At 62.8% G+C, this 18,345-nt stretch carries 10 protein-coding genes, 2 tRNA genes and 3 rRNA genes; 10 read left to right on the plus strand and 5 right to left on the minus strand.

What is annotated here, in order from left to right; all coding sequences use genetic code 11:
• The first annotated feature begins 98 nt into the window (after nucleotides 1–98).
• Both apaG and mltA read left to right on the plus strand, forming a co-directional pair.
• Nucleotides 99–473 carry a Co2+/Mg2+ efflux protein ApaG gene (apaG, locus tag Bsp3421_RS32185; RefSeq protein ID WP_252984817.1) on the plus strand — a complete coding sequence of 125 codons (375 nt, stop codon included), beginning with the start codon at nucleotides 99–101 and terminating at the stop codon, nucleotides 471–473.
• An 82-nt stretch (nucleotides 474–555) separates the two neighbouring features.
• Complete coding sequence (gene mltA, locus Bsp3421_RS32190) at nucleotides 556–1,785, plus strand: murein transglycosylase A (RefSeq protein ID WP_274000992.1); 1,230 nt, start codon at nucleotides 556–558, stop codon at nucleotides 1,783–1,785.
• A gap of 115 nt (nucleotides 1,786–1,900) precedes the next feature.
• Here mltA and paaK read toward each other — a convergent pair whose 3' ends face one another.
• The 5 genes from paaK to paaN all read right to left on the minus strand — a co-directional run bounded on the left by paaK (nucleotide 1,901) and on the right by paaN (nucleotide 7,547).
• Entirely contained in the window at nucleotides 1,901–3,205 is a 1,305-nt protein-coding gene (gene paaK, locus Bsp3421_RS32195; protein WP_274000994.1) for a phenylacetate--CoA ligase PaaK, read from the minus strand.
• Between the two features lie 42 nt (nucleotides 3,206–3,247).
• Nucleotides 3,248–3,703 carry a hydroxyphenylacetyl-CoA thioesterase PaaI gene (paaI, locus tag Bsp3421_RS32200; RefSeq protein WP_274000995.1) on the minus strand — a complete coding sequence of 152 codons (456 nt, stop codon included), beginning with the start codon at nucleotides 3,701–3,703 and terminating at the stop codon, nucleotides 3,248–3,250.
• Between the two features lies 1 nt (nucleotide 3,704).
• On the minus strand, nucleotides 3,705–4,496 hold the full coding sequence (paaG, locus tag Bsp3421_RS32205) for a 2-(1,2-epoxy-1,2-dihydrophenyl)acetyl-CoA isomerase PaaG (RefSeq protein ID WP_274000996.1): 792 nt from the start codon (nucleotides 4,494–4,496) through the stop codon (nucleotides 3,705–3,707).
• A gap of 52 nt (nucleotides 4,497–4,548) precedes the next feature.
• On the minus strand, nucleotides 4,549–5,751 hold the full coding sequence (gene pcaF, locus Bsp3421_RS32210) for a 3-oxoadipyl-CoA thiolase (protein ID WP_274000997.1): 1,203 nt from the start codon (nucleotides 5,749–5,751) through the stop codon (nucleotides 4,549–4,551).
• Between the two features lie 89 nt (nucleotides 5,752–5,840).
• Nucleotides 5,841–7,547 carry a phenylacetic acid degradation protein PaaN gene (gene paaN / locus Bsp3421_RS32215; RefSeq protein WP_274000999.1) on the minus strand — a complete coding sequence of 569 codons (1,707 nt, stop codon included), beginning with the start codon at nucleotides 7,545–7,547 and terminating at the stop codon, nucleotides 5,841–5,843.
• Between the two features lie 131 nt (nucleotides 7,548–7,678).
• On the opposite strand from paaN, the gene Bsp3421_RS32220 reads away from it, so the two are divergent.
• The 8 genes from Bsp3421_RS32220 to Bsp3421_RS32255 all read left to right on the plus strand — a co-directional run bounded on the left by Bsp3421_RS32220 (nucleotide 7,679) and on the right by Bsp3421_RS32255 (nucleotide 18,285).
• Nucleotides 7,679–8,455 carry an enoyl-CoA hydratase gene (locus tag Bsp3421_RS32220; RefSeq protein ID WP_274001000.1) on the plus strand — a complete coding sequence of 259 codons (777 nt, stop codon included), beginning with the start codon at nucleotides 7,679–7,681 and terminating at the stop codon, nucleotides 8,453–8,455.
• Between the two features lie 515 nt (nucleotides 8,456–8,970).
• Nucleotides 8,971–10,496: ribosomal RNA gene (locus tag Bsp3421_RS32225) — 16S ribosomal RNA — on the plus strand.
• A gap of 61 nt (nucleotides 10,497–10,557) precedes the next feature.
• Nucleotides 10,558–10,634, plus strand: a tRNA-Ile gene (locus Bsp3421_RS32230).
• Nucleotides 10,635–10,713: 79 nt separating this feature from the next.
• Nucleotides 10,714–10,782, plus strand: a tRNA-Ala gene (locus tag Bsp3421_RS32235).
• A 294-nt stretch (nucleotides 10,783–11,076) separates the two neighbouring features.
• Nucleotides 11,077–13,947 (plus strand): 23S ribosomal RNA (locus tag Bsp3421_RS32240).
• Nucleotides 13,948–14,131: 184 nt separating this feature from the next.
• Nucleotides 14,132–14,245 (plus strand): 5S ribosomal RNA (gene rrf / locus Bsp3421_RS32245).
• Together the 16S, 23S and 5S rRNA genes with 2 tRNA genes alongside form the textbook arrangement of a ribosomal RNA operon.
• A gap of 160 nt (nucleotides 14,246–14,405) precedes the next feature.
• The gene (locus Bsp3421_RS32250) at nucleotides 14,406–16,481 is read left to right on the plus strand and encodes a molybdopterin-containing oxidoreductase family protein (protein WP_274001002.1); all 2,076 of its coding nucleotides are present in this window, start codon (nucleotides 14,406–14,408) and stop codon (nucleotides 16,479–16,481) included.
• A gap of 130 nt (nucleotides 16,482–16,611) precedes the next feature.
• Complete coding sequence (locus tag Bsp3421_RS32255; RefSeq protein ID WP_274001004.1) at nucleotides 16,612–18,285, plus strand: long-chain fatty acid--CoA ligase; 1,674 nt, start codon at nucleotides 16,612–16,614, stop codon at nucleotides 18,283–18,285.
• The last annotated feature ends 60 nt before the right edge of the window (nucleotides 18,286–18,345 follow it).

The raw sequence follows: 18,345 nt of genomic DNA on the forward strand, positions 1-18,345 counted from the left end.
CCGGGCGCGGTTGCGGGCGGGGGCGGCATCAAGCAGAATGCCGAACCAAAGCCGCCGCGCGCCGCGCGGCGAGGCGCGATCATCGATACGGACCCAACATGAGCCAGTACCAGTTCACCGTCTCGGTGAAAACGAGTTATTTGCCGGAACAATCCGACCCCGAACGCCGTCAATATGCATTCGCGTACACGCTGACGATCCGCAACACGGGGCAGGTCGGCGCGCAATTGATCGCCCGGCACTGGATCATCACCGACAGCGAAGGCGAGGTGCAGGAGGTGAAAGGGCTCGGCGTGGTCGGCCATCAGCCGTTGCTGCAGCCGGGCGAGCATTTCGAGTACACGAGCTGGGCGGTGATCGCGACGCCGGTCGGCACGATGCGCGGCGCGTACTTCTGCGTGGCGGAGGATGGCGAGCGCTTCGAGGCGCCGGTCGAAGAGTTTGCGCTGCACATGCCGCGCACGCTGCATTGAACGGGCGCGGGGCGCCCGGCGTCAGGACGGGTCGCGGCGGCCGGAAGGCTTTTTCTTTTTGCCGGATGCGGTCCACACGACGATGAAAGTGAGCAGGGCGAGCGCCAGCAGCGATTCCAGCGCGAAGATGAGCATCGGGTATTCGTCGAACAGATCAGACATGGCGGTTTCCATCAAGAACGAACATTGTAGGTGGTTTGGGCCGCGGCTGGCCGGTTGGGCAGCCGCGATCGTCACGGCGGCGCTGCTGGCCGCGTGCGGCGGCGCACCGGTCCGGCAGGGCGCACGGCCGCCCGGCGGCGCGGCGATCGTGCCCGGGCAGATCGCGGCGGAGCGGCTCACGCCGGTCGCGTGGCAGCAGGTGCCGGGCTGGCAGGACGATACCCTGATCGGCGCGACGATCGCCCTGCGACAAAATTGCACACGCCTCGCGCGCCAGGCGAACTGGCGGCGCGCGTGCGCGGCGGCCGAGCAGATCGACGACCTCGATCCCGGCGGCGCACGCACGTTTTTCGAAACCTACTTCACGCCGTTCCAGTTCGCGAACAACGACGGCACGCTCGACGGGCTCGTCACCGGCTATTACGAGCCGCTGCTGCGCGGCTCGCGGGTGCGGCGCGGCCCGTACCAGTACGCGCTGTACCGCTGGCCGGCGGGCTATCGCGCCGGCGCGGCGCTGCCCGCGCGGTCGCAGCTCATGCGCTCGGGGCTGCTGAACGGCAACGAGCTGGTGTGGGTCGACGATCCGATCGAGGCGTTCTTCCTGCAGGTGCAGGGCTCGGGGCGCGTGGTGCTCGACGACGGCGCGGTGATGCGGGTCGGCTACGGCGGCACCAACAACCAGCCTTACCGGTCGATCGGCAAGTGGCTGCTCGATCGCGGCGAGCTGGGCGCGGGCCAGGCGACGATGCAGGGGATCAAGGCCTGGGCGCGTGCGAACCCGGCGCGGGTCGACGCGCTGCTCGACACGAATCCGCGATTCGTGTTCTTCCGCGAGATGCCGTCGTCGGAGAGCGTGCCGCAGGGCGGCGCGGACGGTCCGGTCGGCGCGCTGGGCGTGCCGCTCACGCCGGAGCGCTCGATCGCGGTGGATCCGTCGGCGATTCCGCTCGGCACGCCGGTGTTCCTGCAGACCACGCGGCCGCTGACCAACACGCCGATGAACCGCCTGGTGTTCGCGCAGGACACCGGCAGCGCGATCAAGGGCGGCGTGCGCGCCGATTACTTCTGGGGGCTCGGCGACGATGCGGGAGACCAGGCTGGCCGGATGAAGCAGGTGGGCCGGATGTGGCTGCTGTTGCCCAAGTCCTGATGCCCTGAGCGATCGCGAGGCGGTGCGCGTGGCGCACCGGAGATTCAGCGGCGCCCCGCGCCGGCCGGTTGGCTGGCGCGGGGCGTTTTGCCGAGGGGTGGCGGCGGCGCGTGCTTCAGGCGCGGCGCTTGTCGATGATGCGCCGGGCCTTGCCGACCGAGCGCTCGATGCCGTTGACGGGCAGCACGTTGATGACCGCGGTCACGCCGATCAGCCCCTTGATGTCGTGCGCGAGCGCGCGCTTCGCGTGGTCGAGCGCGGTCGAGTCGGGCGCGGTGTCCGGACACGGCTCCACGTTGAGTGTCAGGACGTCGAGCGCGCCTTCGCGGGTCAGGATGATCTGGTAGTGCGGCGCGAGCGCGCGCTGCTTGAGCAGTTGTTCCTCGATCTGGGTCGGGAAGACGTTGACGCCGCGCACGATCATCATGTCGTCCGAGCGGCCCGTGATCTTTTCCATCCGGCGCATCGGGCGGGCGGTGCCGGGCAGCAGGCGCGTGAGGTCGCGGGTGCGGTAGCGGACGATCGGCAGCGCTTCCTTGGTCAGCGACGTGAAGACCAGTTCGCCCAGCTCGCCGTCGGGCAGCACCTCGCCCGTTTCGGGGTCGATGACTTCGGGGTAGAAATGATCTTCCCAGATGGTCGGGCCGTCCTTGGTCTCGACGCACTCGGAGGCGACGCCCGGGCCGATCACTTCGGACAGGCCGTAGATGTCGACCGCATCGATGCCCATCCGCTGCTCGATCGCGGCGCGCATGTCGTTGGTCCACGGCTCGGCGCCGAAGATGCCGATGCGCAGCGAGCATTCGCGCGGATCGACGCCCTGCCGCTCGAGTTCGTCGGCGATCGACAGCATGTAGCTCGGCGTGACCATGATGATGTCGGGGCGGAAGTCGCGGATCAGCTGCACCTGCTTTTCCGTCTGGCCGCCGCCGAACGGGATCACGGTGAGCCCGGCCCGCTCCGCGCCGTAGTGCGCGCCGAGGCCGCCCGTGAAGAGCCCGTAGCCGTAGCTGATGTGCACCTTGTCGCCGCGCCGGGCGCCCGCCGCGCGGATCGAGCGGGCGACGAGGTTGGCCCAGGTATCGATGTCGCGCGCCGTGTAGCCGACCACGGTGGGCTTGCCGGTCGTGCCCGACGACGCGTGGATCCGCGAGATCCGCTCCTGCGGCACCGCGAACATGCCGAACGGATAGTTCTCGCGCAGGTCGTCCTTGGTCGTGAACGGAAAGCGCGCGAGATCGGCGAGCGATTGCAGGTCGCCGGGGTGGACGCCGGCCGCGTCGAACTTGGCGCGGTAGACGGGCGAATTGCGATAGGCGTGGTCGAGCGACCACTTGAGGCGTTCGAGCTGCAGCGCGAGCAGTTCGTCGCGGCTGGCGGTCTCGATCGGGTCGAGCGGGAGCGGGGTCGGGGTCGTCATGGTGTCTCCTGTCTTTATAGATATGGCGGGAACGGGCGCGCGCTAGGGTTGCGCGCCGAGCACCGTTCCCCTGATCTGTGCCGATTTCCCCCGGAACATCGCCACCAGGTCGCCCGCCTGGTTCGTGACGCGGATGTCGTAGATGCCGTGCCGGCCGCTCAGCGCCTGCTCCTCGGCTTCGGCGGTCAGTACATCGCCGCCCGCCGCCGGCCGCAGGAACTCGATCGCGCAGCCGGCTGCGACGGTATTGATGTTGTAGGTATTGCACGCGAACGCGAAGGTCGAGTCCGCAAGCGTGAAGATCAGCCCGCCGTGACAGATCTGGTGTCCGTTCAGGAAGTCGGGCCGCACCGGCATGCGCATGCGCGCGTAGCCGGGGCGGACCTCGACCAGCTCGATGCCGAGCGCGCGGCTGCAGGCGTCCGCCTCATACATGGCCTCCGCGACCGCGCGAGCGAGGGCGTCGGCGGACGGGGCGTCGGGTGCGGAAGCGGCCATCTCAACGCCCCTCGAAGCGCGGCGCGCGCTTCTCGATGAAGGCCTGCACGCCTTCGGCGTAGTCGTGGGACTGGCCGAGCTCGCGCTGCAGGTCGCGTTCGAGATCGAGTTGCGCGTCGAGTGTGTTCGTGACGCCCGCGCGCATCGCCTGCTTGATGGCCGCGATTGCGCGGGTGGGCTGCTGCGCGAGTTGCGCGGCGAGTTGTGCGGCGGTGGCCATGAGCGCGGCGTCGTCGACGCTGCGCCAGATGAGTCCCCATTGTTCGGCCTGTTCCGCGCCGAGCTTGTCGCCCGTCAGCGCGAGGCCGAGCGCCCGCGCGAGGCCAGCGCGCTGCGGCAGGAACCAGGTGCCGCCGGAATCCGGCACGAGGCCGATCTTCACGAACGACTGAATGAAGCTGCTCGAACGCGCGGCGAGGACGAGGTCGCAGGCGAATGCGAGGTTCGCGCCGGCGCCGGCGGCGGTGCCGTTGACGGCGGCGATCACCGGGAACGGCAGGGCCTGCAGACGGCGGACGAGCGGATTGAAGTGCGCGTCGATCAAGGCGCCGAGGTCGCTCATCGCGCCCGGCGTGAAGTCGAGGTCCGCGAGATCCTGGCCTGCGCAGAAGGCGCGTCCCGCGCCCGTCAGCACGAGGGCGCGCACCTGCGCGGCCTGCGCGTCGCCGAGCGCGGAGAGCAACTCCGCGTGCATCGCGCGCGTGAAGCTGTTGAGCTTGTCGGGGCGGTTCAGCGTGATCGTCGCGACCCGTGCGGCGGGGTCGATTTCAATGCGAATCGTTTCATAGGACATCGGTTGTCTCCTCAGTGATGCCTGAACGAACGGGCGCGAGGCGCCGGATCGGTTACACGCGCTCGATCGCGAGGGCGATGCCCTGGCCTACGCCGATGCACATCGTGCACAGCGCGTAGCGGCCGCCGGTGCGTTCGAGCTGGTGCAGCGCCGTCGTGACGAGGCGTGCGCCGGACGCGCCGAGCGGGTGCCCGAGCGCGATCGCGCCGCCGTTCGGGTTGACGCGCGGATCGTCGTCGGCGATGCCGAGCAGGCGCAGCACGGCGAGCCCTTGAGACGCGAACGCTTCGTTCAGCTCGATCACGTCGAATTGGGCCAGGCTCATGCCGAGCTGCCGCAGCAGGCGCTGCGTGGCCGGCGCGGGACCGATGCCCATCACGCGCGGCGCGACGCCCGCCGTCGCCATGCCCAGCACGCGCGCGCGGCGCCGCAGGCCGTACTGTTCAAGGGCGGCCTGGTTGGCGAGCAGCAGTGCGCAGGCGCCGTCGTTGACGCCCGAGGCGTTGCCGGCCGTCACCGAGCCGTCGGGGCGGACGACGCCCTTCAGTTTCGCGAGGGCGTCGAGCGAGGTCTCGCGCGGGTGTTCGTCGTGCGCGACGACGAGCGGGTCGCCTTTCTTCTGGGCGATCGTCACGGGGACGATCTCCTGGGCGAGCGTGCCGTCCCGCTGCGCGCGCGCGGCCTTCTGCTGGCTGCGCAGCGCGAACGCGTCCTGGTCGGCGCGGCTCACCCCGTAGTCGAGCGCGACGTTCTCGGCCGTCTCGGGCATCGAGTCGATGCCGTGCAGCTTCTTCATCAACGGGTTGACGAAGCGCCAGCCGATCGTCGTATCGTGGATGTCGGCCTGCCGGGAGAACGCGCTGGCGGCCTTGCCCATCACGAACGGCGCGCGCGTCATGCTTTCGACGCCGCCGGCGATCATGAGGTGCGCCTCACCGGACTTGATGGCGCGCGCAGCGGACCCGACCGCGTCCATGCCCGAGCCGCACAGGCGGTTGAGGGTCGAGCCGGGCACGTCGGTGGGCAGGCCCGCGAGCAGCGCCGACATGCGCGCGACATTGCGGTTGTCCTCGCCCGCCTGGTTGGCGCAGCCGTACAGCACGTCGTCGACCGCGCGCCAGTCGACGTGCGGGTTGCGTTCGAGGAGCGCGCGGATCGGCACGGCGCCGAGGTCGTCGGCGCGCACGTCTTTCAGCGCGCCGCCGTAGCGTCCGATCGGAGTGCGGATGGCGTCGCAGATAAAGGCATCGTTCATGGGCGTGTCCTGCTGGAGCGAACCCGCTGAGGGGCGAGTTCGCTCAGGATAGTCGGGGAAAGTGGCGGATGTCGTGTCGGCCGAATGGCTTAGGCTGTCTGGCCGGCTTCCTGAGGCACGGCCTTCGGCGCAACATGGGCCCGGCTCTGCACTACGCGGAAGCGGTTCGCGACGAAGGCGGCGTCCGCGAGCGCGGCGTTGGCGGCGGGGTTGGCGCCCGTGCCGTGGAAGTCCGAGAACGCGGCCGATTGATTGACGAACACGCCGCCCGTCAGGTTGATCGACAGCGCCACGCCGCCGCGCACGGCCGCGTCGTGTGCGGCGTCGATCACGGCATCGTCGGTGCTGTAGACCGACAGCGTGAGCGCGCCGTGCTCCGCCGCGATGTCGCCGGCGAAGTCGAGCGACTGGCGGGTCGAGTCGGTGCCGATCACGAACGAGATCGGTCCGAACCATTCCTGTGTGAACTTGGCGCGCTCGGCGGCGTCGAGCTGCAGGACGAGCGGAGTGTGCACGCGGGCGCCAGGGAAGGCCGGGTGGTCGAGCTTCTGGCTGTCGGCGAGCACGCGGCCGAGCTGGCGCGCCTGCGCGATGCGCGTGACGACGCCGTCGTTCTGGATCGCGCCGATCAGGTCGACCGAGCGCGCCGGATCGCCGGTCAGCTTTTGCACCGCGCCTGCGATCGCCTGTGCGACGTCGTCGAAGCTCGCGTGGCCGTCCGCGGTGCGGATGCCGTCGCGCGGCACATAGATGTTCTGCGGGGCGGTGCACATCTGGCCGGAGTAGAGCGCGAGCGAGAACGCGATGTTCTTGGCGGCGGCCTTCAGGTCGTCGACGGAGTCGATCACGATCTGGTTGACGCCGGCCTTTTCGGTATACACCTGGGCCTGGTGCGCATTGCGTTCGAGCCAGGTGCCGTTCGGCGTGCTGCCGGTGAAGTCGATCAGCTTGATTTCCGGGCGCAGCGCGAGGTCCTGCACGAGGGCGCCGTCGTTCGGCTCGGTGGCGAGCAGGGTCACGACGTTCGGATCGAAGCCGGCTTCGCGAAGCACGTCGCGGGCGATGCGCACGGTGATCGCGAGCGGCAGGATGGCGCCGGGATGCGGCTTGACGATGACGGTATTGCCGGTCGCGAGATCGGCGAACAGGCCGGGGTAGCCGTTCCAGGTCGGGAACGTGCAGCAGCCGAGCACGAGGCCCGTGCCGCGCGGCACGATCGTGTAGCGCTTTTGCATCGCGAACGGCGGGTTCTTGCCCTGCGGTTTTTCCCAGTGCGCGCCGGCCGGAATCCGGCGCAGCTCGTCCCAGGCGTAGGCGACCGCCTCGAGTGCGCGATCCTGCGCGTGAGGGCCGCCGGCCTGGAACGCCATCATGAATGCCTGGCCGGTGGTGTGCATCACGCTGTAGGCGATTTCGAAGCTTGCGCGGTTCAGGCGGGCGAGGATCTCGAGCGAGACGCCGATCCAGACCGTCGGGCCGGCTTGGCGCCAGGCCGGCTGGGCCGCCGCCGCCGCGGCGATCAGTGCGTCCGGCGTCGATTTCGGGTAGCGCACGCCGAGCGCGAAGCCATACGGGGACAGCTCGGCGGCGGCCGTTTCGCCGCTTGCGGGCTGATCGAGCCGGAATGCCTGGTCGAGGTGCGACTTGAAGGCGGCCTCACCCTCCGCGTTCGCGCTTTCCCCGTACACTTTGGGGCTCGGCATCTCGGCGAACGGGCTCCAGTAGCCGCGCGTTTCGATGGCGGCAAGGGCGTGCTGCAACGTGTCTTCGTGTTTCGCGAACAGAGGATGGGTCATGACGGCGGGCCTGGTGAGCGTTGAGGGGATCGGCGACCTATTAATTAACCGACCGGTTGGTCGGAGAATGTTAGCATTAAATCATTGGCATGTGCGCGGCGTTTTGCGCTTCATTGATCGAGGAGGAGTAGATGGCATACGAGAACATCCTGGTGGAGACCCGGGGCCGGGTCGGGCTGATCACGCTGAATCGTCCGAAGGCGCTCAATGCGCTGAACGACGCGTTGATGGATGAGCTGGGCGCGGCGCTGAAGGCGTTCGACGCGGACGATGCGATCGGGGCGATCGTGCTGACCGGCAGCGAGAAGGCGTTCGCGGCGGGGGCGGACATCGGCATGATGGCGACGTACACCTATATGGATGTGTACAAGGGCGACTACATCACGCGCAACTGGGAGGCGGTGCGGCAGATCCGCAAGCCGGTCATTGCGGCGGTGGCGGGTTTTGCGCTGGGCGGCGGCTGCGAGCTGGCGATGATGTGCGACATCATTTTCGCGGCGGATACCGCGAAGTTCGGTCAGCCGGAGATCAAGCTTGGCGTGATGCCGGGTGCGGGCGGCACGCAGCGTCTGCCGCGCGCGGTGTCGAAGGCGAAGGCGATGGACATGTGCCTGACCGCGCGCCTCATGGGCGCGGACGAGGCGGAGCGGGCGGGGCTGGTGTCGCGGGTGCTGCCTGCCGACAAGCTGCTTGACGAGGCGATCGCGGCGGCGGCCACGATCAGCGAGTTCTCGCTGCCGGCCGTGATGATGGTGAAGGAGTCGGTCAATCGCGCGTATGAGACGACGCTGGCCGAGGGCGTGCAGTTCGAGCGGCGCCTGTTCCACTCGTTGTTCGCGACCGAGGACCAGAAGGAAGGGATGGCCGCTTTCGTCGAGAAGCGCAAGGCGGTGTTCAAGCATCGCTGATCGCGTGACCGTATCGGTGTGCTCGAGCGTGCCGATACGGTCGTTTAAAAATCTTTCACGAAAGGGCTTGCGCGGCGGGAAAAGCGTGCCTACAATCACGCCTCTTTCGCGCTAACGGAAACGCAGCGCGAAGGAAGAGAAGCAAAGCCTGGCGCGGGTTTCAAGCGTGTTGGGCAAAGATGGTTGATCGATAGCAGGACGATCAGCGCGATGAAAAAAGTTGTTGACGCGCTGCTCTGAATTGATCATAATCTCGCTTCTCTGCTGCTGAAAATGCAGCGCTGCTGAGAAGGTCGATAAGAAGTCCGGCCCGCCTCGCAGATGTGCTCTTTAAAAATTAACAGCCGATAAGTGTGGGCGCTTGATGGGATGCGAGTCTGATCTTCGGATCGGATCAAGCAAAAGTATCAAGAGTCTCACACTAAAGTAAGTCAGGTTTATGAAGCAATTCATATACCTGTCAGCTTTGAGTGAGCGACCGGTTTCTAACGAAACCGAAAACAGTAACAGGTATTGAACTGAAGAGTTTGATCCTGGCTCAGATTGAACGCTGGCGGCATGCCTTACACATGCAAGTCGAACGGCAGCACGGGTGCTTGCACCTGGTGGCGAGTGGCGAACGGGTGAGTAATACATCGGAACATGTCCTGTAGTGGGGGATAGCCCGGCGAAAGCCGGATTAATACCGCATACGATCTACGGATGAAAGCGGGGGATCTTCGGACCTCGCGCTATAGGGTTGGCCGATGGCTGATTAGCTAGTTGGTGGGGTAAAGGCCTACCAAGGCGACGATCAGTAGCTGGTCTGAGAGGACGATCAGCCACACTGGGACTGAGACACGGCCCAGACTCCTACGGGAGGCAGCAGTGGGGAATTTTGGACAATGGGGGAAACCCTGATCCAGCAATGCCGCGTGTGTGAAGAAGGCCTTCGGGTTGTAAAGCACTTTTGTCCGGAAAGAAATCCTTTGGGCTAATACCCCGGGGGGATGACGGTACCGGAAGAATAAGCACCGGCTAACTACGTGCCAGCAGCCGCGGTAATACGTAGGGTGCGAGCGTTAATCGGAATTACTGGGCGTAAAGCGTGCGCAGGCGGTTTGTTAAGACAGATGTGAAATCCCCGGGCTTAACCTGGGAACTGCATTTGTGACTGGCAAGCTAGAGTATGGCAGAGGGGGGTAGAATTCCACGTGTAGCAGTGAAATGCGTAGAGATGTGGAGGAATACCGATGGCGAAGGCAGCCCCCTGGGCCAATACTGACGCTCATGCACGAAAGCGTGGGGAGCAAACAGGATTAGATACCCTGGTAGTCCACGCCCTAAACGATGTCAACTAGTTGTTGGGGATTCATTTCCTTAGTAACGTAGCTAACGCGTGAAGTTGACCGCCTGGGGAGTACGGTCGCAAGATTAAAACTCAAAGGAATTGACGGGGACCCGCACAAGCGGTGGATGATGTGGATTAATTCGATGCAACGCGAAAAACCTTACCTACCCTTGACATGGTCGGAATCCTGAAGAGATTCGGGAGTGCTCGAAAGAGAACCGATACACAGGTGCTGCATGGCTGTCGTCGCGTGTCGTGAGATGTTGGGTTAAGTCCCGCAACGAGCGCAACCCTTGTCCTTAGTTGCTACGCAAGAGCACTCTAAGGAGACTGCCGGTGACAAACCGGAGGAAGGTGGGGATGACGTCAAGTCCTCATGGCCCTTATGGGTAGGGCTTCACACGTCATACAATGGTCGGAACAGAGGGTTGCCAACCCGCGAGGGGCTAATCCCAGAAAACCGATCGTAGTCCGGATTGCACTCTGCAACTCGAGTGCATGAAGCTGGAATCGCTAGTAATCGCGGATCAGCATGCCGCGGTGAATACGTTCCCGGTCTTGTACACACCGCCCGTCACACCATGGGAGTGGGTTTTACCAGAAGTGGCTAGTCTAACCGCAAGGAGGACGGTCACCACGGTAGGATTCATGACTGGGGTGAAGTCGTAACAAGGTAGCCGTATCGGAAGGTGCGGCTGGATCACCTCCTTTCTCGAGCTTCGCACAAAGTTGAGCGCTCACGCTTATCGGCTGTTTATCAAGACAGACTCAGGGGTCTGTAGCTCAGTCGGTTAGAGCACCGTCTTGATAAGGCGGGGGTCGTTGGTTCGAATCCAACCAGACCCACCAAGTTGTCTGACGTGTGATGGTTCAGTGCTTCGGTACTGTGCCGCTAACCGCGGGCAGAAACCTGAGGAAGTCTCTGTATGGGGGCATAGCTCAGCTAGGAGAGCACCTGCTTTGCAAGCAGGGGTCGGTTCGATCCCGTCTGCCTCCACAATCTTCAATGACAAGCGTTCGACGTGATCGAACTTTGTCATTGGCGATTGAGCCAGTCAGAGTGATATGAGTAATACCATATCGGCTGTCGTTCTTTAACAATCTGGAAGAAGTAAGTAATTTGGATAGCGGAAGCGTCTTGAGATGGACGTGAAAACTATCCGGGTTGTGATTGTATCGATGTATCTCAAGATGATTCGAACTTCATGTTCGGCTCAATTGGAATACGGCACAACGCGAGAACTCAACCTGTAACGGCTGTAAGTCGAAAGACGAGACAGACTCGTTATAGGGTCAAGCGAATAAGTGCATGTGGTGGATGCCTTGGCGATCACAGGCGATGAAGGACGCGGTAGCCTGCGAAAAGCTACGGGGCTGGCAAACAAGCATTGATCCGTAGATGTCCGAATGGGGAAACCCACTCCTTCTGGAGTATCCATAGCTGAATACATAGGCTATGTGAAGCGAACGCGGTGAACTGAAACATCTAAGTAACCGCAGGAAAAGAAATCAACCGAGATTCCCAAAGTAGTGGCGAGCGAAATGGGATCAGCCTGTACTCTTTATTTTTGTTGTTAGTCGAACGCTCTGGAAAGTGCGGCCATAGCAGGTGATAGCCCTGTAGACGAAAACAGCGAGAAAGAACTAAGTGTACGAAAAGTAGGGCGGGACACGTGAAATCCTGTCTGAAGATGGGGGGACCATCCTCCAAGGCTAAATACTCGTGATCGACCGATAGTGAACCAGTACCGTGAGGGAAAGGCGAAAAGAACCCCGGGAGGGGAGTGAAATAGATCCTGAAACCGCATGCATACAAACAGTCGGAGCCTGGAAACGGGTGACGGCGTACCTTTTGTATAATGGGTCAGCGACTTACGTTCAGTAGCAAGCAACCGTATAGGGCAGGCGTAGCGAAAGCGAGTCCGAATAGGGCGTTCAGTTGCTGGGCGTAGACCCGAAACCAAGTGATCTATCCATGGCCAGGATGAAGGTGCGGTAACACGTACTGGAGGTCCGAACCCACTAACGTTGAAAAGTTAGGGATGAAACTGGATAGGGTGAAAGGCTAAACAAACTTGGAAATAGCTGGTTCTCTCCGAAAACTATTTAGGTAGTGCCTCGTGTCTCACCTTCGGGGTAGAGCACTGTCATGGTTGGGGTCTATTGCAGATTACCCCGCCATAGCAAACTCCGAATACCGAAGAGTGCAATCACGGGAGACAGACATCGGGTGCTAACGTCCGGTGTCAAGAGGGAAACAACCCAGACCGCCAGCTAAGGTCCCCAAATATAGCTAAGTGGGAAACGAAGTGGGAAGGCTAAAACAGTCAGGAGGTTGGCTTAGAAGCAGCCACCCTTTAAAGAAAGCGTAATAGCTCACTGATCGAGTCGTCCTGCGCGGAAGATGTAACGGGGCTAAGCTATATACCGAAGCTGCGGATGCACACTAGTTGTGCATGGTAGGAGAGCGTTCCGTAAGCCTGCGAAGGTGCGTTGAAAAGCGTGCTGGAGGTATCGGAAGTGCGAATGCTGACATGAGTAGCGATAAAGGGGGTGAAAGGCCCCCTCGCCGTAAGCCCAAGGTTTCCTACGCAACGTTCATCGGCGTAGGGTGAGTCGGCCCCTAAGGCGAGGCAGAAATGCGTAGCTGATGGGAAGCAGGTCAATATTCCTGCACCATTGTTAAATGCGATGGGGGGACGGATCGCGGAAGGTTGTCCGGGTGTTGGAAGTCCCGGTCGCTGCATTGGAGAAGGCACTTAGGCAAATCCGGGTGCAGAATTCAAGGGTGTGGCGCGAGCTTCTTAGGAAGCGAAGCAATTGGAAGTGGTTCCAAGAAAAGCCTCTAAGCTTCAGTTTAACAATGACCGTACCGCAAACCGACACAGGTGGGCGAGATGAGTATTCTAAGGCGCTTGAGAGAACTCGGGAGAAGGAACTCGGCAAATTGGTACCGTAACTTCGGGATAAGGTACGCCCTTGTAGCTTGATGCCCTGCGGCAAAGGGTGAAGGGGTTGCAATAAACTGGTGGCTGCGACTGTTTAATAAAAACACAGCACTCTGCAAACACGAAAGTGGACGTATAGGGTGTGACGCCTGCCCGGTGCCGGAAGATTAAATGATGGGGTGCAAGCTCTTGATTGAAGTCCCGGTAAACGGCGGCCGTAACTATAACGGTCCTAAGGTAGCGAAATTCCTTGTCGGGTAAGTTCCGACCTGCACGAATGGCGTAACGATGGCCACACTGTCTCCTCCCGAGACTCAGCGAAGTTGAAGTGTTTGTGATGATGCAATCTACCCGCGGCTAGACGGAAAGACCCCATGAACCTTTACTGTAGCTTTGCATTGGACTTTGAACCGATCTGTGTAGGATAGGTGGGAGGCTATGAAACCGGAACGCTAGTTTCGGTGGAGCCGTCCTGAAATACCACCCTGGTTTGTTTGAGGTTCTAACCTTGGTCCGTGATCCGGATCGGGGACAGTGCATGGTAGGCAGTTTGACTGGGGCGGTCTCCTCCCAAAGCGTAACGGAGGAGTACGAAGGTACGCTAGGTACGGTCGGAAATCGTGCTGATAGTGCAATGGCATAAGCGTGCTTAACTGCGAGACCGACAAGTCGAGCAGGTGCGAAAGCAGGTCATAGTGATCCGGTGGTTCTGTATGGAAGGGCCATCGCTCAACGGATAAAAGGTACTCTGGGGATAACAGGCTGATACCGCCCAAGAGTTCATATCGACGGCGGTGTTTGGCACCTCGATGTCGGCTCATCTCATCCTGGGGCTGTAGCCGGTCCCAAGGGTATGGCTGTTCGCCATTTAAAGAGGTACGTGAGCTGCTGGGTTTAAAACGTCGTGAGACAGTTTGGTCCCTATCTGCCGTGGGCGTTGGATATTTGAAGGGGGCTGCTCCTAGTACGAGAGGACCGGAGTGGACGAACCTCTGGTGTACCGGTTGTCACGCCAGTGGCATCGCCGGGTAGCTATGTTCGGAAGAGATAACCGCTGAAAGCATCTAAGCGGGAAACTCGCCTTGAGATGAGATATCCCTGGAGGCTTGACCTCCTTGAAGGGTCGTTCGAGACCAGGACGTTGATAGGTCAGGTGTGTAAGCGCAGTAATGCGTTCAGCTAACTGATACTAATTGCCCGTAAGGCTTGATCCTATAACAAGTCTGTCTCGATGTCCGTCAGCGCTTCAGCGCAGACGGACATCGAGCGTCGAGTGCAAGGCACTCGATGTACGACGGTTGAAGTACCGCGTACGTGTGAGATACAACCTCACAACCCCAAAATTACTGCTTCTTCCCAGATTGGTCGCGTTGCGAAGCAGCGCGACAACCCTCTTTGCCTGATGACCATAGCGAGTCGGTCCCACCCCTTCCCATCCCGAACAGGACCGTGAAACGACTCTACGCCGATGATAGTGCGGATTGCCCGTGTGAAAGTAGGTAATCGTCAGGCTCCCTCTGCCAAAACCCCCGCCCATCCGGCGGGGGTTTTGCTTTTTGCGCGCCCGAATTCTCCCTTCTCCCTATAGCCGTCGACCGAGCGAGTGTCGGACAGGTTTGCCCGTCGAGCGTAAAATCCGTCGAACCCACACCTACGCCGACAACACGACACAATGAATGCTTCGATCCGGACTGCGCGCGCGGTCTGTCCGCATGATTGTCCCGATACCTGCGCGATGCGCGTTTCTGTCGAAGATGGCAGGGCGATCAAGGTAACCGGGGACCCGGATCATCCGCCGACACAAGGCGTGCTTTGCACCAAGGTGATGCGATACGCGGAGCGTGTCCATCATCCCGAACGTCTGACCACGCCGCTCAAGCGCGTCGGGCGCAAAGGCGAGGGACGTTTCGAACCGATCAGCTGGGACGAAGCGAATCGGCTCGTGGCGGAACGGCTCGGTGAAATCGCGGCGCGCGCGCCGGAGGCAATCGTTCCCTACAGCTACGCCGGAACGATGGGCCTGATCCAGGGCGAAAGCATCGCCCAACGTTTCTTCAACGTGCTCGGCGCTTCGCGACTCGAACGAACCATTTGCTCTGCGGCCGGCGCGGCCGGGTTGCGTTATACCTACGGCGCCAGCATCGGGATGCATGTCGAGTTCTTCGAGGAAAGCGAGCTGATCCTGATCTGGGGTGGCAACCCCATCGCCTCGAATCTGCATTTCTGGACCCGTGCGCAGGAAGCGAAGCGACGTGGCGCCAAACTGATCGCAATTGATCCCTATCGGTCGCTAACTGCCGAGAAATGTCATCAACATATCGCGCTGAAACCTGGCACGGACGGCGCCTTGGCGTTGGGGATGATGCACGTATTGATCGAGGAAGACCTGCTCGATCACGGCTATATCGATACATATACGCTCGGCTTCGAGGGCATGAAGGCGCGCGCCCTGAGCTATCCGCCGTCGCGCGCCGCCCAGATCTGCGGCATTCCGGCCGAGCAGATCATCGAGTTGGCGCGGTTGTACGGCCGCACCCGCAAGTCCGCGATCCGCCTCAACTACGGCATGCAGCGTGTGCGCGGCGGCGGCAACGCCGTGCGGGCGATCGCGAGCCTGCCCTCGCTGACGGGCGCGTGGCGGGATCGCGCCGGCGGCCTGCTGATGTCGTCGTCCGAGTGGGCGCCGACCAACCCGGCGGGACTCGGCCGTCCCGACTTGCTTCCCGGCTGGCCGGATCGCCTGCCGCGGCTCATCAACATGAACGCGATCGGCGACGCGCTCGTCCATGCGGGCGATGCCTCGTTCGGCCCGAAGATCGAGGCGATCATCGTCTACAACTCGAACCCCGTCGCCGTCGCACCGGACTCGGCGAAGGTCGCGGCGGGATTCGCGAGAGAGGATCTGTTCACGGTCGTACTCGAGCATTTCATGACCGACACCGCCGACTACGCCGACATCCTGCTGCCGGCCACCTCGCAGCTTGAGCACCTGGACGTGCACAAGTCGTACGGGCATACGCACGTGATGGCGAACCTGCCCGCGATCGCGCCGCTCGCCGACGCGCGTCCCAATACCGAAATCTTTCGCGGTTTCGCGAAAAGCATGGGACTCGATCATCCCGCGCTCTATGACGACGACGAGGCGCTCGCGCGCATCGCGCTGCGCTGGGACGATCCGATGCTGCAAAGCGACTGGGAAACGCTCAAGCAGGCGGGCTGGCTCAAGCTGAAGATCGCCGATGCGCCTTTTGCCGCAGGCGGTTTCCGTACCCCGTCCGGCAAGTGCGAGTTCCATAGCCCGCGCCTCGAGGAAATGGGCCTGGACCCGCTGCCCGATTACCTGCCGCCGTATGAGTCCGCGGACGGCGCACCCGAACTGGCGGCCCGCTACCCGCTGGCAATGATCTCGCCGCCGGCGCGCAACTTCCTGAACAGTACTTTCGTCAACGTGGCCAGCCTGCGCGCGACGGAAGGCGAGCCGCACCTCGACATGCATCCCGACGATGCCGCCGAGCGCGGGATTGCCGACGGCGATACCGTGCGGATCTTCAACGATCGCGGCGCGTTGAATGCAAAAGCGCGCGTGACGGACCGCGCGCGCGAAGGCCTCGTGGTAGGGCTGTCGATCTGGTGGAAGAAATTCGCGGCCGACGGGCGCAACGCGAACGAGGTCACGAGCCAGGCGCTGACCGATCTCGGCCGGGCTGCGACGTTCTACGACTGTCTGGTCGAAGTGGAGCGCGGATGACCGCTGGATGGTGGTTTCCGGGGTGGATGCAAGTTGGAAAGGAGCGTCTAACCCGGTTGTCTCGGAAGGGGTGACCGGCTAGGATGCGTTTTAGCACGACCATTCGAAAATCGCCGAGGAGACGCGTTGCATGGACAAGATTTGGCTGAAGTCGTACCCGCCCGGCGTTCCAGCCGAAATTGACGCGTCCCGCTACCCCTCCTTCACGGACCTGCTCGAGGAAAGCTTCCGCGATTATCGCGATCGTGCTGCTTTCATCTGTATGGGCAAGTCGATCACCTACGGCGAGCTTGACGCGATGTCGCGCAAGCTCGGCGCGTGGTTCCAGTCGCGCGGCCTCGCGCCCGGCGCGCGCGTCGCGATCATGATGCCGAACGTGCTGCAGTATCCGGTGGCGATCGCCGCCGTGCTGCGCGCCGGCTACGTGGTGGTCAACGTCAATCCGCTCTACACGCCGCGCGAACTCGAGCACCAGCTGAAAGACAGCGGCGCCGAGGCGATCGTGATCCTCGAGAATTTCGCTTCCACGCTGCAGGCGGTCATCGCGAAGTCTTCGATCAAGCATGTGATCGTCGCGTCGATGGGCGACCTGATGGGCCTGAAAGGGCTGCTCGTCAATTTCGTCGTGCGCCGCGTGAAGAAGATGGTGCCGGCCTGGAGCCTGCCGTCCTACACCCGTTTCAACACGGCGGTCGCGGAAGGCGGCAGGCAGGCGCTGAAGCCCGTCAAGCAGGGCCCCGGCGACGTCGCCTTCCTGCAATACACGGGCGGCACGACCGGCGTGGCGAAGGGCGCGACGCTGACTCATCGGAACATCGTCGCGAACGTGCTGCAGTCGGCCGCCTGGAATGAGCCGGCGCGTACCTTGCATCCGGAGGTCAAGGTGTTCATCACCGTGGTGGCGCTGCCGCTTTACCACGTGTTCGCGCTGACGGTCTGCGGGTTCCTGACGATGCGCACCGGCGGGACCGGGATTCTGATTCCGAACCCGCGCGACATCGGCGGCATGATCAAGGAATTGCAGGGCTACCAGATCTCGACGATTCCCGCGGTTAACACGCTGTACAACGCGATGTTGAATCATCCCGATTTCGACAAGCTGGACTTGTCGAAGCTGGCGATCGCCAACGCGGGCGGGATGGCGATCCAGGAAAGCATCGCGAAGCGCTGGGCCGAACGAACCAAGGTGCCGATCGTCGAGGGCTACGGCTTGTCGGAGACGTCGCCGTGCGCGACCTGCAATCCGGTGCTCTCGTCCGAATACAACGGCACGATCGGCCTGCCGCTGCCGTCGACCGAGGTGTCGATCCGCGACGACGCGGGAAACGAGGTGCCGCTCGGCGAACCGGGCGAAATCTGCATCCGCGGTCCGCAGGTGATGGCCGGCTATTGGAACCGGCCGGACGAGACCGCCAAGGTCATGTTCCCGGACGGGTTCTTCAAGTCCGGCGACGTCGGCGTGATGGACGAGCGGGGCTATGTGAAGATCGTCGACCGCAAGAAGGACATGATCCTGGTGTCCGGCTTCAACGTGTATCCGAACGAGATCGAGGACGTCGTCGCGTCGCACCCGGGGGTCTACGAGGTGGCGGCTGTGGGCGTGCCCGACGAGCATTCGGGCGAGGCGGTGAAGCTGTTCGTCGTGAGGAAGGATCCGGCCTTGACGGACAAGGACCTGATTGCGTTCTGCAAGGAACGCCTCACCGGCTACAAGCGGCCGAAGCTCATCGAATTCCGTACCGAGCTGCCGAAGACCAATGTCGGCAAGATCCTGCGCCGCGAGTTGCGCGACGGCAAGGCCTGAGGCTCGGGCCCGCCGCGCCGCACGCGCGCAGCGCGGGAGAGGGTGGCAAAAACAAGAAAG

It is taken from the genome of Burkholderia sp. FERM BP-3421 (assembly GCF_028657905.1).
Lineage (GTDB): Bacteria > Pseudomonadota > Gammaproteobacteria > Burkholderiales > Burkholderiaceae > Burkholderia.